This is a genomic window from Burkholderiales bacterium, assembly GCA_035518095.1.
Classification (GTDB): Bacteria; Pseudomonadota; Gammaproteobacteria; order Burkholderiales; family JAHFRG01; genus JAHFRG01.
On the sequence record DATIXX010000014.1, the window covers coordinates 1 to 24,963 of the forward strand.

Sequence of the window (24,963 nt, forward strand, 5' to 3'; positions counted from 1 at the left end):
CGTCACTTGTCACGGGTCACTTGCCACGCGTCACCCGTCACCTGTCACGGGTTACTTATCAACCGCAGTCATCAGCGATTCGACGCCGCGATTTGCGAGGTCGTCGGCGTGCTCGTTGCCTTCATCGCCGGCGTGGCCTTCCACCCAAATCCATTCGATGTCATGTCTGCCGGCCAGTTCGTCCAACTGCTTCCACAGGTCTTCGTTTTTTACGGGCTTTTTATCCGCGGTGCGCCAGCCGCGTTTTTTCCAGTCGTGTATCCACTCGCTGATACCTTGCTGCACATAACGGGAGTCGGTATGCAATTTCACTTTGCAGCGGCGTTTGAGCGCGGACAAGGCCTTGATTACCGCAGTCAATTCCATGCGGTTATTGGTGGTCAGCTTTTCGCCGCCGAAAAGCTCGCACGTGCTGCCGGAATACCTGAGGAGAGCGCCCCAGCCGCCGACGCCAGGATTTCCTTTGCATGCGCCGTCGGTGTAGATTTCGACCATTTTGCTCAATTCAGCTAAATGGGTGCGGCCGGCGCGTCTTTAAATGAAATACCTTCGCCTTGGATTCGCGGCGCACCGGCGCCAGGCTCTTTTTCGGCTTCAGCGCTTCATTCCAGTTTGGCTTAATGAGGCGCAATCCCTGCACGCGTTTTACCGCTTGCACGAAATACACGCCCCCCGAAATCGCCCACCAGCGGTCGCCTGCCGCTTCCACAAAGCGGAAACGCCGCAGCCATTTTTCCTGCTTGAACGGCGGCACATAACAGGCGAGTCGGCCGGCAGTCATTTCGAAGCCCAGCAGCGCAAGCCAGTCCTTGATCCGAGGCAGCGCGATGAAACGTCCGCGCCACGGGTATTCGCCGTTTTTACGCCGCAGTATGCGCAACATTCCCCAAAGGCTGCGTGGATTGAAGCCGCAAATAATCAGCTGGCCTTCAGGCATCAGCACGCGTTCCGCTTCACGCAATATCTGGTGCGGGTTTTCGTTGAATTCGAGCACGTGCGGCAGCAGCAGCAAATCGATGCTGTTGGTTGCAAATGGCAAGCAAGGAAAATTCGCTCTCACTTTGACCGAGCCTTCGCGGTCTGCGACGAAGCGCAGCGGAATGCGGCTCAGGCGCAGGAAATCATAAGGTCTCAGCCCCAACTGCACCGCGTTGAAGCCGAATACATCAGCCACGGCCGCATCGAAAAACGACTGCTCCTGCTGCAGCAAATATTGGCCAAGCGGCGTCTCAAACCAATCATCCAGGCTCTGCGTTGACTTTTGCATTCTTTAACCCTAATGATATGTAATGAACAACGTGACTGTGGTCCCGATTCCCGCCTTCAAGGATAATTATATATGGCTGATGCGCAACCAGCGCGTCGCCGCGGTAGTCGATCCCGGGGACGCATCACCGGTGCTAGCCTACCTCAGGCGCGAAAAACTGGAGCTCGCGGCCATCCTCAACACGCATCACCACGCCGACCATGTCGGCGGCAACGCCGGCCTGCTCGCTGAATTTCGCGTCCCCGTTTACGGCCCGCGCAATGAATCGATTCCCGAAGTCACGAATCGGCTGGGGGAAGGCGATCGCGCAACTCTGCCTTCGCTAGGACTGGAATTTAAGGTGCTGGATATCCCAGGCCACACCGCAGGCCATATTGCGTATTATGGCGCAAACCTGTTGTTTTGTGGCGACACGCTGTTTGCATGCGGATGCGGAAAATTATTCGAGGGAACCGCGCAGCAAATGTATGCGTCTCTGCAAAAGCTTGCGAGTCTGCCGGACGCAACGCTGGTGTACTGCGGGCACGAATATACGCTCGCCAACATTGCATTTGCAAAAGCCGCAGAACCGCAGAACACGATTTTAGAAAAGCTTGAAACCAAGGTGCGGGAGTTGCGGGATTTGAACATGCCCACCCTGCCGTCGGATATTGGACTGGAAAAGGCAACCAATCCCTTTTTGCGCTGCAACAATCCCGGGATCGCGCGTAATGCAAGCCGGGCTGCGGGTAAAAAACTGACCGATCCGGTGTCGGTATTCGCTGCAATCCGCGAATGGAAGAATAATTTTACTATTTGATAAATTTGAGGTTGACGCGCCTTGCGACCCTTGGTTACCATCGTACCGTTTGATTTTAACCTTGGGTATTCATGCCTTGTAAATCGGCATTTTTCGTTGCGGCGGCGCTTTTTTTGCTTCACACCGTAGCCTGGGGTGAAGCAAATTTGGCATTTATAAGCGGCACCGCCAGCCCACAAGCTACCACCACCCGCACGAGTCCTCTCCCAAAAGATATCCAGCAAGCGCAACCGAGTGCAGCGGCGCCCGATGCGTCACGCGTCACAGTATCCGCCGTGCCGGAACCCGTTCCGGCGGACGCCGGTGCGACGCTTAGCCCGCAGCCTGTAAGGTCACAGACCAAAGCGGCCAGTATGCCGGAACCTGCACCATCCGATACTGCTACGACCTCTGCGCCACAGGGCGCGCCGACCTCGCCGGAGCCCATTTCTTCAGACCAAGGTACGGCGCCTGCGCCGGTTCCGCCTGCGGCCGACGCCCACACGACGGCCCCGGCGGATCCCGGTTCATCACAAACTGAGTCACCCAGTGCGGCGAATTCCGAACAGTCGGATAGCGACGGGGACGCCGCACAACAAGCGGACGCATCGGATAGCGACCTCTGGGATCGCATTCGCAGCGGTTTCGGCTTGCCGGATTCGGACAGTCCATTGGTTGCCAGGCATGAGAACTGGTACCGGCGGCACCCGGATTATACGGAACGCATGATGGACCGCAGCAAGCTCTACCTCTACTACATCGTCGAACAAGTGCAAAAACGCGGTATGCCCACGGAGATCGCACTGCTGCCAATGATAGAAAGCGCATACGTACCCACAGCCGTTTCACGGAGAAAAGCGTCCGGGATCTGGCAATTCATTCCCGGCACGGGAAAAAAATACGGATTGGAGCAGGATTGGTGGTATGACGGCCGGCGCGATGTGATCGAAGCGACGCAGGCTGCACTGGATTATTTGCAGACCCTTTACAATGAGTTTGGAACCTGGGAATTGGCGCTCGCCGCATATAACTGCGGTGAGAAGAAAGTCGCCCGCCTGCTGGCATACAACAAGGCAAGAGGTCTGCCGCAGGATTATCAGAGCCTGAAGAAATTGCCGCGCGAAACGCGGAATTATATTCCCAAGCTCATCGCCATCAAAAACATCGTCAACGATCCAAAAGCCTTTGGGCTGAAGCTGGATGAAATCCCGAATGAGCCTTACTTCACAACCGTTTCCGCGCCTAGCCATATCGACGTGAAGGTCGCTGCGCGGCTGGCCGACATGCCGCTGGACGAATTTGTTTCGCTCAATCCGGCTCACATCCGGCCGGTAATAAGGGGCGATTCAGCAACGCTGCTGCTGCCAGTGGACAAAGCCGATACATTCAACGAGAACTTGGAAAATCGCGATAAACCGCTCACGTCATGGCAGATTTACCGCGCCGTTAGAGGCGAGTGGCTGTACAAAATCGCGCAGCGTTTCGGCATGACCCTGGAGCGTTTGAAAAAAGTCAACGGTATACTCCCACGCAGCAGGGTCACGTCTGCCGGCCAAATTCTGCTGGTCCCTGCCGACATCGAATTTTCGATGCGGTCTTCCCGCAAGTCCTTGGGCAGCCTGCACCCCCTTTACTGAATCGCCGCAAGCGCCTGCGTGTATAAAAAGCAGCGCGCGCAGTGCGTGTCGCTGAAACGGCTTTCTCCGGGGTAATTGACGCGACATTGAGGCATAACGTCGGGGCAGCGCGGATGGAAGTGGCAGCCGCTCGGCGGATTCAAGGGCGAGGGCAAATCTCCCTCGAGGTGGATGATTTCACGCCGGGTGGCGCGGTCGATCACCGGCACCGCCGACAACAATGCGCGCGTGTAGGGGTGGCGCGGATGGTTCAGTATCTCGTCTGTCTTTCCGGTTTCAACAATCCTTCCGAGATACATCACCGCCACTTCATGCGCGAGATATTCGACCACCGACATGTTGTGGGTAATGAACAGATAAGCCAGTCCGAATTTGTCCTGTAATTCTCTCAGCAGGTTTAAAATCTGCGCCTGAACTGAGACATCCAAGGCGCTGGTCGGCTCATCGCAAATGATAAGCTTCGGGTTCACCGCCAGCGCGCGCGCAATCGAAATACGCTGCCGCTGACCACCCGAAAATTCATGCGGGTAACGCTGCCCCATCTCCTTGGACAAACCGACCTGCTCAAGTAGCATGTCCACGCGCCGCGACCGCTCTTTCGCGCCGGTAGTCGTATCCAGTGCGGTCATGCCCTCCTCGATGATGTCGGAAACCCTCATCCGCGGATTCAGCGAGGAATACGGGTCCTGAAAAATAATCTGAAATTGCGCGCGCCTTGAGCGCAGTTCGCCACGCCCAAGGCGGGTAAGATCGACTCCGTTATAGCGCACACTTCCCGATGTTACCGGAACCAGCTGCAGGATGCCTTTGCCCACGGTGGTTTTGCCGCAGCCCGATTCTCCAACCAGCGCAAGCGTGCTGCCTGTTCTGATTTCCAGAGTGACCCCGTCAACCGCTTTCACGTAGCCGGCTGTGCGCTTGAACAATCCCTTGTGCACGGGAAAATGGACCCTGAGACCGGATACATTAAGCAAATCCGACGGTGCGCCAACGGGAGAAGGACGGGCGACCACGCGCTCCGGGGCTGTTACGCCCGCCGTCTGCTCCTTGCTGTCGCTGTACAGGTGGCAGCGAACAACGTGCCCAGCAGAGGCCACGCTCCAATCCGGATCGATTCTGCGGCATTTATCCCAGGCAAAATCGCAACGCTCGGCGAAGCGGCAACCGTGGAACTCCCGGTTGAGCTGCGGTACCGTGCCTTTGATAACCTCGAGCCTTCCCACGCGCTTGGCGGTATTGGGAAGCGATGCAAAAAGCTTGCGCGAATAGGGGTGCGCTGGATTGGCAAAAAATTCTTCTGCCTTCGCCGTCTCCACGATTTGGCCGGCATACATCACCGCGACCTTGTGCGCCACTTGCGAGACAACTCCCAAATCATGTGTGATCAGCAAAATCGCCATGCCCGTTCGCTTTTGCAAATCGCGTATCAGGTCCAGGACCTGCGCCTGGATGGTAACGTCAAGCGCAGTGGTCGGCTCGTCTGCAATCAACAGATGCGGTTCTCCCGCCAGGGCGATCGCGATCATCACGCGCTGCTTCATGCCGCCGGAGAGCTGGAACGGATATTCGCGGGCGCGCCGCGCCGCGTCCGGGATTCCCACCGCGTCAAGCAATTCCAGGATCCGCCTGTACGCTGCGGCGCCGCGCAGATCGGTGTGCCGGTACAGCACTTCGGCGATCTGCTCCCCCACCGTAAGTACCGGATTCAGGCTCAACGCCGGCTCCTGGAAAATCATTGCCATGCGCCCGCCGCGCACGGTGCGCATCGCGATTTCCGGGAGTGAAAGCAGATTCTGTCCGTCCAGGGCAACCTCGCCCGATACAATGCGCCCCCCATCCGGCAACAGCCGCATTATGGAGAGCGCAGTCATGGATTTGCCGCAGCCGGACTCGCCCAGAAGCGCATAGGTTTCACCGCGCTCAAGCGCCAAAGACAATCCATCCACTGCGCGCACCGGCGCGCCACCGATCTCCAGCCACGTCTCGAGGTTTGAAATTTTCAACAGCGGCTGCACGGTGGTCTCAGCCCTTAGGTAGGGGCGCGCTAACCGCGACTCGCACACGCGGGTCGAACGCATCGCGCACGGCATCCGCAAAGAGGTTGGCGGCGAGCACCAGCACGAACATGAAAAGGAACGCTGCAAACAGCGACCACCAGACTGGAGGTTCGCGCGCCATTTCCAGGCGGGCGCTATTAATCATGTTGCCAAAACTGATCATAGAGGGATCCACGCCGACACCCACATAGGTGAGTACCGCTTCAGCTAGCACCAGACCGCTGAAGCTCAACACCACGGTGATCAGCACAATGTGCATAACGTTAGGCAGAATGTGCCTCGCCATGATGCGCAGATGGGAGACCCCAAGGGCATGGGCCGCCTGGATGTATTCAAGCTCTCGCAATTTCAGAGTTTCGCCGCGCAACAGCCGGCACAGGCTGGTCCAGCTGGTGACCCCGAGGATGATGCACAGAAACAACAGGCGGACATCGGCGCGCTGGGTGATCGTAGGAAAAATCTGGGGGTGGGCATCCATGAATACCTGCATCATCAGCACTGCCGCAGCGATCAGCAATACATCGGGAATGGAACTCAATGTGGTGTAAAAGTACTGGATGCCGTCGTCCACCCAGCCTCGAAAATATCCGGCCATGATTCCCAAGACCAGGGCAAAAGGCAGCATCACCAAGGTGGTCAGCGTGCCGATTATCAATCCGGTGCGTATGCTCTTGAGCGCGAGATAAAGTACATCCTGGCCCACCTTGTCGGTGCCGAAGACGTGGTAGTGCGCGCTAAGAAACGCCACCGGAAATGCAAACAGCATGAGAAGGGCCAGCGTGATCAGAATCGATTTCCATGGAACTTCGGTTTCCCCACGCCACAAAGCTTTGGCGGTCTCGCGGAATTCGCGCTTTCTGCGCGCTGCCACCAGCCGTACCAAAGCGCCGGAGGCCGCGCTCCACACCAGCGCAGCAACAATCAACGAGTAAAACACGCGCCAGGTGATGTCTGCGGTGCGCTCGCTCGCGGGGTGACGCAAATTCGCCCCGCCATATCTGAGGCGCGGATACTCCCTAATTTCCCTGCCGTCGGGCAGCTGAACGGTTTCCTTGGAGAAAGAGTAAGCTGCTAACGGCGCAGAGTAGGTTTTTTCAACCCGTGTGCGCAGCCCATTTACGAGAATGTCGAAAACACTCAGTGCCTCCACTGAATAAAAGCGCTTTGCGTCGTTGCTTTCGATTGGCAGCCTGACGTGAATTGAATCAAGCAAGCCAACCGCTATATAGGCCGCAAGCACCGTAGCTGCAACCATCCCGCTCTTGCTCTGCGCGACCCGCCTCCAAGGCGCCGCGAGATGCGGCCTCCCGCGCACGTACCATACAAATAGCGCGATCAGCGTGAGCAGCAGGTAGATCAACGCATCGGTCCACAGAACAACAGGCATGAACGGCATTACGCGAGCCTAACCCGCGGATCGACCACGGTATATGAAATGTCGGTCAACATCAGCCCGACAATGTAGAGTACTGAGCCGATGAATACCATGGCGCGTACCACCGCGAAATCCTGCGAATTGATTGCGTCTATGGTGTAGCTGCCCAGTCCCGGAATGCCGAAAAACGACTCGGTGATCAAGCTTCCCAGAAACAACAGCGGAATGATTACCACGACGCCGGTCAGAATTGGAATCATGGCGTTCTTCAGCACATGCTTAAATAGCACCCGTATCTCCGACAGGCCTTTGGCACGCGCGGTGCGCACGTAATCCTTGTTGATCTCTTCCAGGAATATGGTTCGGTACCAGCGCGTGCCGCTGCCGATTCCGCTGATGACCCCGACCATTATCGGCAGTATCACGAACTTGGGCATCTCCCAGCCGAAAGCGAAACCCGAAATCGGAACCAGGTTCCAAAGTTTGCTTACTAGATATTGGCCGCCGATGATGTAAAACAATCCGGATATGGACATCATCGCCACGCATACCACCACGCCCCAGAAATCCAGGTACGTTGCGCGGAAGAACGCTATCAGCAGGGCAAAAGTAATGTTTGTCAAAAGCCCGACGATAAATACCGGCACGGCGATCGCAAGGCTGGGCCCCATACGGGTCCTGATTTCGTAGGCGATGTCGCGCCCGTCGTCCGACAGTCCGAAGTCGAAAGCGAACATCTTTACCGATTTCCCGAAGAAGATCGTGTCGGTAAACCTAGATATGCCTTGTGCGTTTGCGTTGTATAGCAGCGGCTTGTCGTAGCCGTGCTCGCGTTTCCAATTTGCGACCGCTTCGGGCGTGACGCGCTTGACGCCAAGCTGCATGCGCGCGATGTCGTCGGGCGTATTGACCACAAAAAAAAGCGCGAACGTAATAATATTGACGCCAATCAGAATCGGCACGGCGTAAGCGAGACGGCGAATTATGTAGGTAATCACTGCGTCAACCCTTCGACGGCCCCGGCAACGGGAGCGCCGCCATGCGCTCCTTGCGACGATAGCTGCGGACCGCTGGAATTGCGCTGACAACCAGCACTGCCACAATCAGCAACACCGGCCACAGCACCGGCTTGTTCCATTCCCTGCGCTCCTTGCTGCGCAAAGCGGGATTTATGCGCTCGTATTTGAGATTGTTGCGCGCCATCTGGTTCGGCTTCACATTCGAAATCCAGTCATGATACAAGCCGAAATCCTTCGGATAAAATCCCCACACCCAGGGCGCATCGTTGCGGACGATGCTTACCATTTTGTCGATGATGGCCTGGCGTTCCGGGCTGTCTTCCATGTTTTTCATGCGCTCAAATAATTCGTTATATTCCGGGTTGTCATAATTCGCAGCATTCTCGCCGTCGAACTTTACCTTGCCCTGCGCGCCGTTCAGCAAGAACAGAAAATTCTCCGGATCGGGATAATCCGCATTCCAGCCCCAGTTAAATATCTGTGCGTCGCCTTTACGAATTTTTTCCTGAAAGCGGTTGTAGTCGGTGGCGCGCACCACGAGTTGCAAATTGAGCTTGGCAAACTGCTTGCGCAGCCAGTCGAGACGCGCTTTGTCGTCAGGCCCGCGCGCGGTGACGTCAAAATTCAAGAGCAGCGGCGCGCCGGTTTTGGCATCCCTGCCGTCGGGATAGCCCGCTTCTGCCAGAAGCTCTCTGGCCGTTTCGATTGATTTGCGCTTTGCCTGACCATCCACCCAGTCGTACACCACGGGATTGATTCCCGCCTTTCCGCTTCTAAAACCCCAGATTCCCGGGGCAATCGGTCCCTGCGCGGGAATGCCGCGTCCGTTGGCGAAAATAGAAATGTATTCCTCATAATCTATTGCAATCGAAATTGCCTGCCTGAGTTTCCGCGCCCGCTCCGAATAACCGCCGACCACCGGATCGAGCATGTTAAAGCCCATGTAAATAATCGAAGTGGCGACCGATGTTTCAAGCCGGATTCCCCTCTTGCGCATGGCTTCGGTCACCACCGCCTCGCCCTGAGTGCCCACCTGCACGGCCTGGTCGAAGCTGTCGGAAGAAATCCCGGAAGCATCATAATAGCCCTGCAAAAACTTGTTCCAATAAGGAATGCTTTCTCTTTCGCGGCTGAATACCGCTTTGTCAATAAACGGCAGCGGCTTGCCGGCATCCTTAAGCAAGCCTGCCTTGGCGTCGCCGGGCGCGCCGCTGGACGGATAGTTCTCGGCATGGAAATTGGGATTGCGCTCCAGCACCATGCGGCTGTTGGGATTGTTTTCGGAAAGCATGTAAGGGCCCGTCCCCACCGGGTACCAGTCAAGTGTCAGGTTTTTCTCCGCCATTCCCGGTTGCCAATAAAACCGGTCCACCTCCACCGGTACCGGCGCGAAGAAAGGCATAGCCAGCCAATATGCGAACTGCGGATATTTCCCTTTAACCTTGACCGTGAACGTGTAACGGTCAACCGCCTCGACGCCCTCCAATGGATAGCGCGTCAAATCGAGCCATGAATCCTTGCCGTGTTTCGCAACCAGCTCCTGATCCGCCTGTTTCAGAGTAGCGGCGTATTGCTTGAGCCCGATAATGTATTCGCTCATCAGCCCGAAAATAGGCGAAGACAGCCGCGGGTGGGCAAGGCGCTTAATTTCGTATACGTAATCTTCAGCGGTCAGCTCGCGCGTGCCGCGCTGTTTGAAGTCGGACAGCGCGTAAATGTTTTTCAGTTCTTCGGGCTTGAGATTCTGATATAAAGATCTGCCGTCTTTGTCCTTGGCAAATGCCGGATGCGGCTGATAGAGAATTCCCGGCCTGATGCGGATTTGGTAAACGCTGTAGGCAATACGGTTCGGTTCGGCATCGTCCGGGAGCCTGCTTCCTGCCTTGTCGTAATACCGCACGGTCGGCATCTCCATCGCAGTCAGGGGAACCAGGGTATAAGGTCGCTTCAAATACTGGTATTGCAGCGGGGGCTCGTAGATCTGCGCGTTGAATACCGCTTCGTTTTCGCTGTACGACTGCACCGGGTCGAGGTGCTTGGGACGCTCCGTGAACGCCGAATACAAAATGTTCTTTCCTTGATCGGCAGCCGGATAGGGATCGTTCCACTCGGAGCTGCCGCATGCCGCGGCAAGCATCGGCAGCAACGCGCAAATGAAGCGACAGAACTGGAATTTCATCGGGTTCACAGTGTATAGCAAACAGCGCGCTAGCGTCATCTCCGCGCGCGAAATCCTGCCAATCGAAAAAGTTAAGTTATAATTCCACAGCGTCGGATGCATAGACAAGGATTTGCTATGGGAATTCTCGCCGGCAAACGCGTGCTGATTACCGGATTATTGAGCAACCGCTCTATCGCCTACGGCATCGCCGCCGCGATGCAGCGCGAGGGCGCTGAACTCGCCTTTACCTACCAGGGGGACCGGGTGCGGGATCGCGTCGAGGAACTGGCCCGTGAATTCGGCAGCGAGCTGGTATTCGCTTGCGATGTCAGCAGCGACGAGCAGATCGAACGCTTGTTCAGTGAACTCGGCAAATATTGGGACGGTCTTGACGGCATCGTTCATTCAATCGCGTTTGCACCGCGTGAAGCCCTATCGGGGGATTTTCTGGACGGGTTGAGCCGTGAGGCTTTCCGCACCGCGCACGACGTTAGCTCATACAGCTTCGCCGCCTTGGCCAAAGCCGGGTTGCCGCTGATGCAGGGACGAAAGGCCGCGCTGCTTACGCTGACCTATTTGGGCGCGGAGCGCACGGTGCCCAATTACAACGTGATGGGTCTTGCCAAGGCAAGCCTCGAAGCCAATGTACGGTATTTAGCGCAAAGCCTGGGGTCCAAAGGAATACGCGTAAACGCGATCTCCGCGGGGCCGATCAAAACGCTGGCGGCAGCCGGCATAAGCGGATTTGCAAGAATTCTCAGCTTTGTCGCGGAAAACGCGCCGCTTAAGCGCAATGTGACGATAGATGATGTGGGCAACGCCGCCGCTTTTTTGATGAGCGACCTGGCCAATGGCATAACCGGGGAGATCACTCACGTCGATGCCGGGTTCAATATCACGGTCGGTATCTCCGGAGTAACCTGATCACGCGCCCTTGCCCCGAACTTGGCGCTATTTCCTCTCCAATAGTTCGCGGTTGATCTTTACCTCGCCTTTTTGCCTGAGGCTGGCGATGTAAGCGCTAAATTCCGCCTGCGCAAGAAGCTGGCGCAGCTGTTCTGTTAATTGCGTGCGCTTCGCCTCATCAAACGTGTCGGGCTCCTGGACATGGCTTATCTTAAACAGCATAAAACCACCGTCCGCGTCTTCCACGCCTCCATAAGCAGGAAGTTTGCTCACATCGGTGCTGAACACCGCGCGTACTAAAGCCGGGTCCGCTCCTTCCGATGCGCTTTGACGGCTGACCAAGGTCGGAGCGCTCCAGGAAATTTTGACATCCTTGCCCTGCCGCAGCATTTCGATCTTCTCTTTTCCGTCCTTTGCGGCGAGGTCGGAGGCTTGCTGCAACAGCAGGATTTTATTGATTTGCGGTCTGGCCTCCTGAAGCGAATTAAGACTTGCGGCCTTGTGCTCAATCACATGCGCCGCTAGCAACGTGTTGGGCGCGACTTGGATGGCATCTGTGTTGCGGTTATTTTTGATTGCATCGTTCGAGAACAGCGCCTGCAGCACCTTTTCGTTGCCTAACAAACCGGCGTTCTTGCTGTCGCGAGCCAGCCATGGGCTTTGCTGGATAGTCAACTTGAAGGACTGGGCCGCCGGCTTCAGGCTATCCGACTGCTCGTAGACCATATTGCTGAAATTCTCGGCAAGTTCGTTGAATTTTTCGACCGCCTTCTGTTGTTTAAGCTCCTGCTCAATCTGACTTTTGGCGCTTTCAAATGGCGTCGGTTTGATGGCATTGAGTTTGATAATGTCGTAACCGAACTGGGTTTCGACCGGCCCGGCGATTTCACCGACTTGCATCTGGAAAACCGCCTCTTCGAAAGGCTTCACCATGGTGCCGCGCGAAATGAAGCCGAGCTCGCCACCTTTTTCTGCCGAACCGGGGTCCTGCGAATTCTTTTTCGCCAATTCCGCGAACTCCGACGGGTTTTTTACCACCTGCCGGTACAACTCGTCGGCCTTGGCTCTGGCCTGCGCTTTGGATTCGGGGTCGGCACTTGGCGGCACTGAAATCAGGATATGGCTTACGTCCCGTGTCTGAAACCGGGTGGGGTGATCGTCGTAGTATTTCCTGATTTCGTCTGGACTGAGCTTTATCTGTGAGGCGAGGCTATCGGCAGACAACACCAGATAATCGGCGCGCACTTGCTCGGGCGTTTCGAACTCGCTGTGATGCTCGTCATAGAATCGCTTGGCATCCTCGTCGCTGACCTTTGCCTTCAGCACAAATTGGTCGCTGGATATGGAATACTCGCTGACTTCGCGCTGTTGCTGGCTCAAGCGAATCAGTCTATCGGCGACCGATTTTGGAACGATTTCACTCTCAAAAGTGCTGCCCAGTTGTTCCAGCAGCATTTCCTGCCTGAGCTTATTTTCAAAGGTCACGGGAGTCATGCCTTTATCGCGCAACAGCGTTTCGTAAAGGGTCCTGGAAAATTTTCCGTTTTCCTGAAAAGCCGCATATCCTCTGATAACTTTTTGTAGTTCGGCGTCGCTCACGGTTAATCCCGCCTGCAACGCCTGCGTCACGAGCAGGTGTTGCTTGATCAGATTATCAACAACCGCCGTGCGCGTATCGGGGTCTTCCATCACTATCGGATTGAACTTTTCACCCATCTGGCGGCGTAGTGTGTCCTCCTCGTCGCGCATGGCTCGTATAAATTCCTGCTGGCTTATGCGGTAGCTGCCGACCTTGGCTACATAATCTCCGCCGCCAATGCTACTGAAATAGCGATCTACCCCAAACAGCGCAAACGGCAGAAAAACCAGCGCAAGAACAACTTGGGCGATTCTTTTATTGCGATAGATTAAATCAAACATAATACGTTAGGAACAAAAAAAGCGAACACGCGTTCGCCTGGGTAATCTCCAAATGTGGCGGAGTGGACGGGACTCGAACCCGCGACCCCCGGCGTGACAGGCCGGTATTCTAACCGACTGAACTACCACTCCGAATAAATCAAAATTCAGCTGGTGGGTGCTGAGAGGGTCGAACTCCCGACATTCGCCTTGTAAGGGCGACGCTCTACCACCTGAGCTAAGCACCCTGAACTCGGCCAAGGGCTCGCCTGAGCCAGAGCAAATTAATGGGGGCTGCGCTAAAGCATCGCCCCCGAAGCATTAGTTTAATGTATCTTTGAGCGCCTTACCAGCTCTGAATTTCGGGACTTTTGCGGCTTTGATTTTAATCGCGGCTCCGGTACGCGGGTTGCGGCCGTTGCGTGCGGCACGTTTTCCTACGTAAAAAGTGCCAAAGCCCGCCATAGTTACCATCCCTCCCTTTTTCAACGCTGTCGTGATCGCCCCAACCGCTCCATCCAAGGCGCGGCCCGCCGCGGCTTTGGAAATGTCTGCCGTCTTGGCGATATGATCAATAATTTCAGATTTGTTCACAGAAAAACCCCCTTTGGATGATTGCAGTAATTCGGTTGGCTCAATGCGGAACAACCTTGAAGTCACGCCGAAACGAAAACTTGCAGTATCGTTATAGCAAGCGCCAAAAGCCTGTGTCAAGCAATCGATGAAAAAAAATAGTGCCGGGTTGCGACGCGATCGAAACCGATACGCAAATGAAAATGTCTGACGCTAACTGGCGACAGAATCAAGGAACCTGTGATTAAGTTCTCCGCGGAGGGCGTTGCTGAGAAAGTACAAATGGATGCAAGGCGCGAAGAGGGTCGCACCGCGGCTGTGACCTGTTAACCAACGCCCGTTTGCGGGAGCAGCCGCATAAGCTCCCAGAAGCTTCTTAATGTTTGATCAACGCGGCGGGGGATTTATCTTCGACCACTGCAGGCAACGGGGCTCCGACGTCTTCCTTTTCAGGCGGCGCCGTCGGAACGCGTTCAAGCGCCAGTTCCAACACCTGGTCAATCCATTTTACCGGATGAATATCCAGCCGATTCTTAATGTTGTCCGGGATTTCCGCAAGGTCCTTGGTATTCTCTTCCGGAATCAGGACAGTTTTTATGCCGCCGCGGTGTGCAGCCAGCAGCTTTTCTTTCAGGCCGCCGATGGTCAGCACTTCTCCCCGAAGCGTGATTTCACCAGTCATTGCAACGTCAGCGCGCACCGGGATGCCGGTCAGCACCGAGATCAAGGCGGTGCAAATGCCGATCCCGGCACTGGGTCCATCCTTGGGCGTCGCGCCCTCCGGTAGGTGGATGTGCACATCATTTTTCTGGTAAAAATCCTCGGGGATGCCGAGGGCTCGCGAGCGGCTGCGCACGACCGACAACGCCGCCTGAACCGATTCCTGCATGACTTCACCAAGTTTGCCGGTCGTTATAGTCTTCCCTTTTCCGGGAAGCACGACTGCTTCGATGGTAAGCAATTCCCCGCCAACTTCCGTCCAAGCAAGTCCGGTGACCTGGCCGACCTGGTTGTTTTTTTCGGCCATACCGTAGGTAAAGCGCCGCACCCCCAGAAACTTGTTGAGGTTACGCGACGTAACGGTTATGGTTCGGTCGCGCTTCTTGAGCACCATGGTTTTCACTGCTTTGCGGCAGATTTTGGAAATTTCCCGCTCTAGTCCGCGCACACCGGCTTCACGTGTGTAATAACGGGTGATGTCGCGCATTGCGCTTTCAGTGACATCAAGTTCGTCTTGCTTCAATCCGTGATTCTTCATCTGTTTGGGCAACAGGTAGCGCATCGCGATGTTGATCTTTTCGTCTTCTGTATAGCCGGAAAGCCTGATCACCTCCATGCGGTCCAACAGTGCCGGCGGGATATTCAGGGTGTTTGCCGTCGCAACAAACATTACATCGGAAAGGTCATATTCCACTTCGACGTAATGATCGGTGAACGTATGGTTCTGCTCGGGATCCAGCACCTCAAGCAGCGCCGAAGACGGATCGCCGCGGAAATCCATTCCCATTTTGTCTACCTCGTCGAGCAGGAACAACGGATTTCGCACGCCAATCTTGGTCATGTTTTGCAGTATTTTGCCGGGCATTGAGCCGATGTATGTCCGACGATGGCCGCGGATTTCAGCTTCGTCACGCACGCCCCCCAATGACATGCGCACGAACTTGCGGTTCGTTGCACGCGCAATGGATTGGCCGAGCGAAGTCTTGCCAACTCCCGGCGCGCCCACCAAGCACAGGATCGGCGCTTTCAATTTATCCACGCGCTGCTGTACTGCCAAATACTCGACGATGCGCTCTTTGACCTTCTCCAGCCCGTAGTGGTCTTTTTCTAAAATCGCCTCCGCGGCCTTGAGGTCCTTGCTGATCTTGCTTTTCTTCTTCCACGGCAGAGACACCAGCGCCTCGATGTAGTTACGCACTACCGTAGCCTCCGCCGACATCGGCGACATGAGCTTCAGTTTCTTGAGCTCGGTTTCAGCCTTGCTGCGCGCTTCCTTAGGCATGTGCGCGGCCTTGATCTTCTTTTCCATTTCGTCAAGGTCGCCGCCTTCTTCGAGTTCTCCCAGCTCTTTCTGAATAGCTTTTACCTGCTCGTTCAGGTAGTACTCACGCTGGCTTTTTTCCATCTGGCGCTTGACGCGTCCACGGATGCGCTTTTCAACCTGCAAAATGTCGAGTTCGGTCTCGAGCAGGCCCAAGAGATGCTCGATGCGCTGCTTGACGTCAAACATCTCGAGCACTTCCTGTTTTTGCTCAAGCTTGAGCGGCAAGTGCGCGGCGATCGTGTCGGCAAGCCGTCCGGGTTCATCTATTCCGGCAAGCGAAGTCAGGATCTCCGGCGGAATTTTTTTATTTAATTTGACGTACTGATCGAATTGACTCAGGGTGGCACGCCGCAACGCTTCAACTTCGTGGCTTTCCACTTGATCCTGGGGTACCGGCTCGGTTTGCACCATGTAATGCGTTTTGGCGTCGACGATTTGATTGATGTTGCAGCGCTGACTCCCTTCCACCAGTACTTTGACGGTTCCATCCGGCAATTTGAGCATTTGCAGGATGTTCGCCACGGTGCCTACGCCGTACAAATCTTCCGGAGACGGATCGTCCTTGGCAGCGGATTTTTGCGCCACCAGCAATATGTTTTTGCCCGATTCCATTGCGATTTCCAAAGCTTTTATGGATTTGGGGCGACCTACGAAAAGGGGAATCACCATGTGCGGAAATACCACTACATCGCGCAGCGGCAATAGCGCCAGCAATTGTTCGGCAACCGGATTTTGTTGATTCATGTCGTTTCACCCAAAAAATGACAGCAAATCAAATATGAGGGCAACTCGCGGGAAATCAAGAATCGCAAAAGTTGTTGCGAAGCCATCCGGGTCGCGGCGTCAGGGCAGATCACGCCGAACCGGCGACCTTAGATTGGTCTGAATAAATAAGCAACGGCTTTGCATCGCCTTGGATCACGCCTTCATCGATTACTACTTTTACCACGTTCTCCATCGAAGGCAGATCGAACATGGTATCGAGCAAAATCAGCTCTAGAATAGAACGCAAGCCGCGGGCTCCGGTCTTGCGGGCCAGTGCTTTCTTGGCAATTGCCTTCAGCGCCTGATCGCGCACTTCCAATTCGACCGCTTCCATACCGAACATTTTTTGGTACTGCTTGAGCAACGCGTTCTTGGGCTCGGTGAGAATCTGAATCAGCGCCGATTCGTCAAGTTCCTCGAGGGTCGCAACCACAGGCAGCCGCCCTACAAATTCAGGTATCAGCCCGTATTTAATAAGGTCTTCCGGCTCCACATCCCGCAATACTTCGCCAATGTCCTTGCGGTTGTCCTTGCTTTTCACATCCGCGCCAAAGCCGATGCCGCCCTTCTGCGAACGGTTGCGAATCACCTTATCCAACCCGTCGAATGCCCCGCCGCAAATGAACAAGATATTCGTGGTGTCCACCTGGACAAATTCCTGGTTGGGATGCTTGCGGCCCCCCTGCGGCGGCACTGATGCGATGGTGCCTTCGATGAGTTTCAGCAGCGCCTGCTGCACGCCTTCACCGGAAACATCCCGGGTAATCGACGGATTGTCGGACTTGCGGGAGATCTTGTCGATCTCGTCTATATAAACGATGCCGCGCTGGGCTTTTTCAACTTCGTAGTCGCATTTTTGCAACAACTTCTGAATGATATTTTCAACGTCCTCCCCGACGTAGCCGGCCTCGGTAAGCGTCGTCGCGTCCGCCATCACAAATGGCACGTTGAGGAGCCGCGCCAGCGTTTGCGCAAGCAGTGTCTTGCCAGACCCCGTCGGGCCAATCAGCAGGATATTGCTCTTCGCGAGTTCAATATCATCGTTCCGGGTCAGGCTCTTCAGGCGCTTGTAGTGGTTGTATACGGCTACCGAAAGTATTTTCTTTGCCTGCTCCTGACCAATCACGTACTGATCAAGAATCTTGCGGATTTCACGCGGCACCGGCAAATCCGATTTGCCGGGTTTGCCGCCGCTTTCGCCATGCGTTTCTTCGCGGATAATATCATTGCAAAGTTCGATGCACTCATCGCAAATGAATACTGACGGCCCTGCAATCAGCTTGCGCACCTCGTGCTGGCTTTTGCCGCAGAAGGAGCAATAAAGCAGCTTTTCGCCGCCGATTTTATCCGACATGACTGGTCTCCCCGTGGGTCCCCAAGTCTAGGACATCAGGTTACGTTCTCGGTTCTACTCACCAGAACCCGGTCCGCGATTCCATACCTCACCGCTTCGTCGCCGCTCAGGAACGTATCGCGGTCGGTATCCTTCTCGATGGTCTTGATGCTCTGTCCCGTATGCTTGGCCATGATCTCGTTCAGGCGCTGGCGCAGATAAAGGATTTCCTTGGCGTGGATTTCCACGTCCGAGGCCTGTCCTTGAAACCCACCCATGGGCTGGTGAATCAGGACCCGCGAGTTGGGCAGGCAAAAACGTTTGCCTTTTGCGCCGGCCGCCAGCAAAAGCGCACCCATGCTCGCCGCTTGGCCGATGCAAAGAGTACTGACATCCGGTTTGATAAATTGCATGGTATCGTAAATCGCCAGTCCGGCCGACACAGACCCGCCAGGCGAATTGATATAAAAATAAACCTCCTTGTCCGGATTTTCGGATTCAAGAAACAGGAGTTGTGCCACGATCAGATTGGCAGTGATCTCATCCACCGGTCCAACCAGGAATACCACGCGCTCCCGTAGTAAGCGCGAATAGATATCGTAAGCGCGTTCACCGCGCCCGCTTTGTTCAATCACCATTGGAACCAGGCCCAACCCGCGCGGTTCCCGATCTCGGTTCTGCGTCATTTAAGCGTTACCCATCAGTTCATCAAAGTCCATCGGCTTGTCTTCCACTTTTGCCTGTTTCAGTACCCATTCGACTACATTATCCTCGAGAATCATCGCTTCGATTCCGCTTAAGCGTTCAGGCGACGAATAATACCACTTCACAACCTGCTCCGGGTGTTCGTAGCTTTGCGCGTACTCGTCAACGACGGTGCGCAACTGTTCCGGTTTGGGTCGAAGATCGTGAATTTTGACAATCTCGGCAATAATCAGACCGAGCCTTACCCGGCGTTTGGCCCGTTCCAGGAACACATCGCGCGGCGCCGGCAATTCCTTGCTCTTTATGCCCCGTGCTTCGAGGTCGCTGCGCGTGCCTTCCATCAGCCGGTCGGTTTCCGCATCCACCAGGGATTGAGGAAGATCCACCTGCGTGGCATTAAGCAGCGCCTGCATCGCCTGATCCTTGATCCCGGCTTGCACGCGGTTCTTTAGTTCTCGCAACAGACTGCTCTTGATCTCGCGTTTCAGTTTCTCCATGTCGCCGTCATGAACGCCGAAGTTGCTGGCAAACTCGGCATCGATTTCGGGCACCTTGGGTTCCGCCACGCGTCTCAGCGTGACATCGAAAGAGGCCATTTTTCCTGCCAATTCCTTGCCATGATAATCCTCCGGGAAGGTTAATTCAAATGTCCGGGACTCATTTGCACGCATGCCGGCAATTTGTTTTTCGAACCCCGGAAGCATACGCCCTTCGCCCAACACGAAAGGCAAATCTTTGCCTTGGCCGCCGACGAATTCCTGTCCAGCTATAGTTCCGTGGAAATCAAGCGTAACCTGATCGCGCTCCTTGGCTTCGCGTTCCACGACGTGGTAAGAAGTGCGCTGCTTGCGCAGGAGTTCCAGGGTTTTCGCCACCTGCTCGTCTCCTACCTGCACCACCGGCCGCACGATTTTCACTCCGCTAACATTGCCAAGTTTCACTTCCGGATAAATCTCAAAAGTCGCGGCACATTCGAATTGTTGACTTCCAGCCTGCTGCGGCTCGGCTTCAAACCTAGGCCGCCCCGCAACTTTTAATTTTTGCTCGCGCACCGTGTCGCTGAATCGTTTTTGCAAAGCATCTCCCAGCACTTCCTGACGCACCTGCGCTTCGTAATGCTGGGCAATGACCTTGAGTGGCACTTTGCCAGGACGGAAGCCGTGCATCTTCGCGGTGCGAGCCAGACGCTTCAATCTACTTTCCACTTCACCGTCAATTTGATCCAGCGGCAACGCCATTTTGATGCGCCTTTGCAACGGGCCCAAGGTTTCTAGGTTTGACTGCATTTCATTTCCTCAAAAGTACCGCACACTCGATTAGGCTGCCGCAAGCCGAACTGGTGCGAAAGGAGGGACTCGAACCCACAAGCCTTGCGGCGCTGGAACCTAAATCCAGTGCGTCTACCAATTCCGCCACTTTCGCAATGCGGTCAGTTTATTATATAAGGGCTCGAAATTCCATCATTGACTTTAACTATGTCGTATAAGATGCTGATATATCAGGTCCACAATTAACCGTTCTTCTTGTGATGCGTTTCGATTTGCAAGCACGCCAATGTCGCCTCAAGAGTATTGCCGAAACCGGGCAGCGCCAAGCGGATCCAGTTTTTATTACAGCGTTCTATTCTTGCCCGCGGAAAGTCGCCTTGCGCTTACTTGCCTTTTTGCTTTTTACCGCGAAATAAAAGAAAGCGCGGAAGAATGCTCCGATCCCGCGCTGGGGCAAATCAAGCTCAACTGGTGGCGGCAGGAAATCGCGAATGCATTTAGCGGTCATCCTCAGCACCCGGTAACCCATGCGCTGCTGCCAGCCACTACTCGCTTCGGCTTGTCGCATGACCTTCTGCTGCAGCTGATCGACGGCGTGGAAAGCAGTGTATTTAAAAACCGGCACGCCGATTTCCAATCGCTGCAGGATTATTGCGCCCGCACCAGCGGTCTGGCGGAACAGCTTGCGGCGCGCATTCTCGGATTAAACGATCCCGACTCCCTGCAACATGCGCAAGAGCTGGGAGTTGCCTTTGGCCTTACCCACGTCATTTTGAATCTGCGCCGCGATGCAAAGCGTAATCGCATCCTGCTGCCTCAGGACGAGCTTGCGCGCCTGGGCGTGAGGGAGGCGGATGTTCTCAACTTGCGCGAAACCGAAAACTTGAAAAAGTTGATCGAATTTGCTATTCACAAAGCAGAAAATTGTTATAATCGGGCAACTTCCGGATTTTCTGTAGCTGAACGAAAGGCACAGCGAGCGAGGACGGCACTGGCGGCAATCTATCTCAGTCAGCTGCGGGAAATCAGGGAAGATGGGTGTGGAATCTTGCGGCGGCGAGTTGAACTGACTCCCGTTCGCAAACTGTTTTTGGCATGGACAACTTGGGTAGGAGGTTAGCAAAGATTGCAGGGTTTTTCGGCTGACAGCCTTTATTATGTAAGGAGAGGGGGCGAAGAAAAATGACCAGCATGATCGTCAGCACGTTAAGCGGACTCCATATCATCGGAGACCTCTACCAATGCGACCCGACTCATCTTTCCGAGTCAAATGAGCTTAGAAAACGTTGTATACAGCTGTGTGCGGACGCCGGTCTTACCGTGCTCGGAGATTTTTTCTATCAGTTTGAAGATGCCGGCGTCACCGGCACGGTGGTCCTCGCCGAGTCTCATATCGCCATACACACCTGGCCTGAAACCTGTACAGTGGCTCTCGACGTTTTTGTCTGCAACCACAGCCGAGACAACAGCGATAAGGCCGAGAGGTTGTTCAAAGCCGCGCTTGCGTTTCTGCAACCCAAGAAGGTCTTGCGTAAAGCTGTAGTACGGGGGCGCTATGGACGACAAACTGCTCACCGAGTGGCTTAACGCAAACTGCGGCTATTTTTTCCGCGCAGGCGACAGACTCGAAGAATTCAATACGCCGTACCAACACCTCGAGGTTTACGAGACACCGCATTTCGGGCGTTTATTCCGCCTGGACGGCAGTTTCATGACCTCAGAAAAAGAAGAATATTTCTACCACGAGAACATGGTACATCCTGCCGCCATCGCACATCCTGAGCCGAAACGAGTTCTGGTTATCGGTGGCGGCGACGGCGGTTCGAGCGAAGAGCTGCTCAAGCACCCCAGCATTGAAAGCGTCACGTTGGTTGAGCTCGATGCGACGGTAGTGGACATCGCTAAACGATACTTCGGCGAAGTCCACAAAAAGGTTTTCGACAACCCACGCCTCAAGCTTATGATCGCCGACGGTTATGCCTTTATCCGTGACACCTCGGAGCGCTTCGATTTGATCGTTCTGGATCTGCCCGACCCGATTGGGCCTGCTACTGAGCTTTATACAGAGGAGTTTTTTCGGCATTGCCATCGGGTGCTAAAGTCCGGCGGGGCGCTTACCCTGCATATCGGCTCGCCCATATACCGCCCCGAACGGGTGCGCGAGCATGCAAAAAGACTCGCCGCCGTTTTCAAGATCGTGCGCCCCTACCTCGTCTACATTCCGCTTTACGGCTCGTTGTGGGGTCTGGCGTGCGCCTCGGATTCGCTCGATCCGCTTGCTTTTGACCGCGCGCAAGTCGAGCGCACGCTCAAGGATCGCGGCATCGCCGATCTACGATATTACAATGGCGATACCCACCGCGCAGTTTTCGCGCTGCCGAATTTCATGCGTCAGATTTTAAGCTGAACGCATTCGTCGAAGTTCCTGTTTAGGCCGAAATGGAAATGGCCATCCGAAGCTGCCAGCCCAATACCACGTCCCGGTTCCCGCAGGATTTCTTTATTGCGCGACTGAACCCACGAAATCGCGCCCGCGCCGCGATGATCGTTCTTGCACGAGCGCGAACAACATGACATGCTGACGCGTAAACACGCCACGATGGAGGAATTATGAGAACGAGTTTTTTTCTTTTAAGTCTGATCGCCGGAATGCTTACCCTGTCCGCGCCTGCGGCCGCACTCACGTTGCTTACCGAGGAAAACCCGCCGCTCAATTACACCGAAAATAATAAAGTCGCCGGCATGGCAACCGATGTCGTCAGGGAAATGAGCCGGCGCGCGAATGTGCCCATCCAAATTGAAGTCATGGTTTGGGGCGATGCTTACAAGCGGGCTCAAGTCGACAAAGATACCTGCCTCTACTCGACGGCGCGACTCGCCAACCGCGAACGGATATTTAAATGGGTGGGCCCAATCGCAGTCAACAAATGGGGCTTATTCGCCAAGAGTGGTTTTTCACAACCGATTAATACGCTCGCCGATGTCAGGCCTTTTCGCATTGGTGGAGTAACGCGTGATGCCAAGACCGAGTATCTGAAGCAACACGGCATTACCAACATTTTTGAAGTGGATGACGACAAACTGAATCCACCAAAGCTCACCTTAAACCGCAGGGAACCGGGCCGCATTGACTTGTGGATTACCAGCGTAGCACGCGCCAAGCAAGTCGCGGCACAGGCTGGGGCGCCGGATGTCAACCTCGTTTTCGTCGTGCGCGAAGTGGATTCCTATCTCGCTTGCAACCCGCGGACTTCGGGAGCGACCTTGAAAGCACTGTCGGCGGCGCTTGACGGAATCAAGAAGGACGGAACTTTCAGGAAAATATTAGACCGCTACGAAAGCAGGTAACCGGACCTGTCTCAACGTCAAGCCGTGACGACCGTTTATTAAAAGTGAAGCTGCTTGCGCAGCTTGTCAGGCAGCGGAATGGATTTCCCCAGCTCGTGGTCTATCCAGACCGCTGTGACTTCGCCTTCGGCGAATTTGACCTCGGGGTGATCCTCCAGGTAAATTTCGTGATAAATGGGAAAACTGCTGCGCCCCGGCTCGCCACCATAGACGCTCACTTCCACCGTCGCGGGGTAAACGATGGCTTTGATGAAGGTGCAGCTTGCAGAAACGATCACCGGTCCCTTTCGTGTTCCGCCGACCCGCACCTTAAGCGACTCCAACCATGATACGCGCGCCTGCTCCATGTATCGAAAATACATCGCGTTGTTTACATGTCCCACGGCGTCCATGTCACCCCAGCGCACTTTGATCTTCTCAATCCACATCAATTTTCCAGGCTGTGTCATGCGCAGTCCTTACGCGCAATAAAAATTATCGGCAGGTTAATGCCTGTCAGGCGCGGATTGCGCCGGACCCACCGCGAAACGGCCGCGTTCGGAGCAGTACAGCCGATCACGTAAACCGGTAAAAACAAGTATTAAAGCGCCTGAAATACAGCGGCGGCCCCCATGCCGGTGCCAACGCACATGGTCACCATACCGTATTTTTTACCGTGGCGGCGCAGGCCGTGCACCAGGGTTGCAGTGCGTATGGCTCCGGTCGCACCCAAGGGGTGACCCAGAGCGATCGCCCCGCCTAGCGGATTTACTTTATTCCGGTCCAATCCCAGGTCCTGAATCACCGCCAGGCTTTGCGCGGCAAAGGCCTCATTGAGTTCAATCCAGTCGAGGTCATTCTGGTTGACACCAGTCTGATGCAGCACCCTGGGTATCGCCTCTTTGGGTCCAATGCCCATAATTTCCGGCCGCACGCCAACCACCGCATATCCGACGAAGCGGGCCAACGGTTTCAGATTTAACCGCTGCAGCGCGCTTGAGCTCATCAATACCACAGCGCCGGCGCCGTCAGACATCTGCGAGCTGTTGCCTGCGGTCACCGAACCGTTGACAGCAAATGCGGGCTTGAGTTTGCCCAAGGCATCTAATGTAGTGTCTCGACGCGGCCCTTCGTCAATTGCAAGTTGTTTCACCTTTTGCACCACTTCCCGGTTTACCAGATCCGGTATAGTCTCTGTCACCGCATAAGGCGTTATTTCCTGCTTGAACTCGTCTGTGTCGATTGCCTTTACCGCACGTTGATGGCTCTCCAGTGCAAATTCATCCTGTTTTTCCCGGCGCACTTTCCACTGACTCGCCACCTTTTCCGCGGTAATACCCATGCCATAGGCAATGCCTATATTTTCATCACTGAATATTGCAGGATTGATGGATATTTTATTGCCGCCCATGGGAATCATGCTCATGCTTTCGGTTCCAGCGCCGATCATGACCTCAGCCTCGCCCAGTCTTATGCGGTCTGCGGCGAGCGCTACCGCCTGCAAGCCCGAGGAACAGAATCGGTTGACGGTCATGCCGGGCACCCGCTTGGGCAGCCCGGCGAGCAGCAGACCGATGCGCGCCACGTTCATTCCCTGCTCAGCCTCAGGCATGGCGCACCCGACGATTACATCGTCAATAGTATTGGGGTCGAGCCCCGGGCATTGTGAGAGCGCGCTTCCCAGGACATGCGCCAGCATGTCGTCGGGCCGCACGTTCCGGAACATGCCTGACGGCGCTTTGCCGACAGGCGTGCGCGTTGCCGCTACGATGTAGGCATCCTGAACCTGTTTAACCACGGTACTCCTCCAAAAGTATTGCGGAGCCGGTCTGTTGCTTGTCGCTCAAAA

Annotated in this window: 21 protein-coding genes and 3 tRNA genes; 7 read left to right on the forward strand and 17 right to left on the reverse strand. The window is 55.2% G+C overall.

Annotated elements, in window-relative coordinates; genetic code table 11:
* Positions 1 to 51: 51 nt before the first annotated feature.
* Together rnhA and VLV32_02985 are read right to left on the reverse strand one after the other, a co-directional pair.
* Positions 52 to 495, reverse strand: a complete 444-nt coding sequence (rnhA, locus tag VLV32_02980) for a ribonuclease HI (protein ID HUL40860.1) — start codon at positions 493 to 495, stop codon at positions 52 to 54.
* Between the two features lie 10 nt (positions 496 to 505).
* Positions 506 to 1,267: a methyltransferase domain-containing protein gene (locus tag VLV32_02985; protein ID HUL40861.1), complete on the reverse strand. Its 762-nt coding sequence runs from the start codon at positions 1,265 to 1,267 to the stop codon at positions 506 to 508.
* Between the two features lie 22 nt (positions 1,268 to 1,289).
* Between VLV32_02985 and gloB the strand changes: the two genes are divergently transcribed.
* Entirely contained in the window at positions 1,290 to 2,066 is a 777-nt protein-coding gene (gene gloB / locus VLV32_02990; protein HUL40862.1) for a hydroxyacylglutathione hydrolase, read from the forward strand.
* Positions 2,067 to 2,137: 71 nt separating this feature from the next.
* A complete protein-coding gene (locus tag VLV32_02995) occupies positions 2,138 to 3,682 on the forward strand; it encodes a transglycosylase SLT domain-containing protein (protein HUL40863.1) in 1,545 nt (514 codons plus the stop codon).
* Here the strand turns inward: VLV32_02995 and VLV32_03000 are convergent.
* From VLV32_03000 to VLV32_03015, 4 genes are read right to left on the reverse strand one after another with little or no spacing between them, the layout of a single operon-like run.
* Complete coding sequence (locus tag VLV32_03000; GenBank protein HUL40864.1) at positions 3,676 to 5,697, reverse strand: ABC transporter ATP-binding protein; 2,022 nt, start codon at positions 5,695 to 5,697, stop codon at positions 3,676 to 3,678. The two genes, VLV32_02995 and VLV32_03000, sit on opposite strands and share 7 nt — an antisense overlap.
* Positions 5,698 to 5,704: 7 nt before the next feature.
* A complete protein-coding gene (locus tag VLV32_03005) occupies positions 5,705 to 7,135 on the reverse strand; it encodes an ABC transporter permease (protein HUL40865.1) in 1,431 nt (476 codons plus the stop codon).
* Positions 7,135 to 8,112 (reverse strand): ABC transporter permease, encoded by a 978-nt coding sequence (locus tag VLV32_03010; protein HUL40866.1) that lies wholly within the window; start codon positions 8,110 to 8,112, stop codon positions 7,135 to 7,137. Before VLV32_03010 ends, VLV32_03005 begins: the two co-directional genes overlap by 1 nt.
* Before the next feature lie 4 nt (positions 8,113 to 8,116).
* The gene (locus VLV32_03015; GenBank protein HUL40867.1) at positions 8,117 to 10,312 is read right to left on the reverse strand and encodes an ABC transporter substrate-binding protein; all 2,196 of its coding nucleotides are present in this window, start codon (positions 10,310 to 10,312) and stop codon (positions 8,117 to 8,119) included.
* Between the two features lie 117 nt (positions 10,313 to 10,429).
* Here VLV32_03015 and fabI point away from each other — a divergent pair, with 117 nt between their 5' ends.
* Positions 10,430 to 11,218, forward strand: a complete 789-nt coding sequence (fabI, locus tag VLV32_03020; GenBank protein HUL40868.1) for an enoyl-ACP reductase FabI — start codon at positions 10,430 to 10,432, stop codon at positions 11,216 to 11,218.
* 27 nt (positions 11,219 to 11,245) lie between these two features.
* Here fabI and VLV32_03025 read toward each other — a convergent pair whose 3' ends face one another.
* From VLV32_03025 to VLV32_03065, 9 genes are all read right to left on the reverse strand, one after another.
* On the reverse strand, positions 11,246 to 13,120 hold the full coding sequence (locus tag VLV32_03025; protein ID HUL40869.1) for a SurA N-terminal domain-containing protein: 1,875 nt from the start codon (positions 13,118 to 13,120) through the stop codon (positions 11,246 to 11,248).
* 55 nt (positions 13,121 to 13,175) lie between these two features.
* A tRNA-Asp gene (locus VLV32_03030) sits at positions 13,176 to 13,252 on the reverse strand.
* A gap of 19 nt (positions 13,253 to 13,271) precedes the next feature.
* Positions 13,272 to 13,347, reverse strand: a tRNA-Val gene (locus VLV32_03035).
* Positions 13,348 to 13,420: 73 nt separating this feature from the next.
* Positions 13,421 to 13,693 (reverse strand): HU family DNA-binding protein, encoded by a 273-nt coding sequence (locus tag VLV32_03040; protein ID HUL40870.1) that lies wholly within the window; start codon positions 13,691 to 13,693, stop codon positions 13,421 to 13,423.
* 355 nt (positions 13,694 to 14,048) lie between these two features.
* Positions 14,049 to 16,460 carry an endopeptidase La gene (lon, locus tag VLV32_03045; GenBank protein ID HUL40871.1) on the reverse strand — a complete coding sequence of 804 codons (2,412 nt, stop codon included), beginning with the start codon at positions 16,458 to 16,460 and terminating at the stop codon, positions 14,049 to 14,051.
* A 109-nt stretch (positions 16,461 to 16,569) separates the two neighbouring features.
* Positions 16,570 to 17,835, reverse strand: a complete 1,266-nt coding sequence (clpX, locus tag VLV32_03050; GenBank protein ID HUL40872.1) for an ATP-dependent Clp protease ATP-binding subunit ClpX — start codon at positions 17,833 to 17,835, stop codon at positions 16,570 to 16,572.
* 35 nt (positions 17,836 to 17,870) lie between these two features.
* On the reverse strand, positions 17,871 to 18,500 hold the full coding sequence (gene clpP, locus VLV32_03055) for an ATP-dependent Clp endopeptidase proteolytic subunit ClpP (GenBank protein HUL40873.1): 630 nt from the start codon (positions 18,498 to 18,500) through the stop codon (positions 17,871 to 17,873).
* Positions 18,501 to 19,805 carry a trigger factor gene (gene tig, locus VLV32_03060; GenBank protein HUL40874.1) on the reverse strand — a complete coding sequence of 435 codons (1,305 nt, stop codon included), beginning with the start codon at positions 19,803 to 19,805 and terminating at the stop codon, positions 18,501 to 18,503.
* A gap of 51 nt (positions 19,806 to 19,856) precedes the next feature.
* Positions 19,857 to 19,941, reverse strand: a tRNA-Leu gene (locus tag VLV32_03065).
* 132 nt (positions 19,942 to 20,073) lie between these two features.
* Here VLV32_03065 and VLV32_03070 point away from each other — a divergent pair.
* The 4 genes from VLV32_03070 (at position 20,074) to VLV32_03085 (ending at position 23,135) form a co-directional block, all read left to right on the forward strand.
* On the forward strand, positions 20,074 to 20,907 hold the full coding sequence (locus tag VLV32_03070; GenBank protein ID HUL40875.1) for a squalene/phytoene synthase family protein: 834 nt from the start codon (positions 20,074 to 20,076) through the stop codon (positions 20,905 to 20,907).
* 62 nt (positions 20,908 to 20,969) lie between these two features.
* Positions 20,970 to 21,374 carry an adenosylmethionine decarboxylase gene (gene speD, locus VLV32_03075; protein ID HUL40876.1) on the forward strand — a complete coding sequence of 135 codons (405 nt, stop codon included), beginning with the start codon at positions 20,970 to 20,972 and terminating at the stop codon, positions 21,372 to 21,374.
* Positions 21,343 to 22,194 (forward strand): polyamine aminopropyltransferase, encoded by an 852-nt coding sequence (speE, locus tag VLV32_03080; GenBank protein ID HUL40877.1) that lies wholly within the window; start codon positions 21,343 to 21,345, stop codon positions 22,192 to 22,194. Before speD ends, speE begins: the two co-directional genes overlap by 32 nt.
* Positions 22,195 to 22,397: 203 nt before the next feature.
* A complete protein-coding gene (locus tag VLV32_03085; protein HUL40878.1) occupies positions 22,398 to 23,135 on the forward strand; it encodes a transporter substrate-binding domain-containing protein in 738 nt (245 codons plus the stop codon).
* Positions 23,136 to 23,173: 38 nt separating this feature from the next.
* Here VLV32_03085 and VLV32_03090 read toward each other — a convergent pair whose 3' ends face one another.
* A complete protein-coding gene (locus tag VLV32_03090) occupies positions 23,174 to 23,563 on the reverse strand; it encodes a thioesterase family protein (GenBank protein HUL40879.1) in 390 nt (129 codons plus the stop codon).
* A 152-nt stretch (positions 23,564 to 23,715) separates the two neighbouring features.
* The gene (locus VLV32_03095; protein ID HUL40880.1) at positions 23,716 to 24,912 is read right to left on the reverse strand and encodes an acetyl-CoA C-acyltransferase; all 1,197 of its coding nucleotides are present in this window, start codon (positions 24,910 to 24,912) and stop codon (positions 23,716 to 23,718) included.
* Positions 24,913 to 24,963 lie beyond the last annotated feature (51 nt).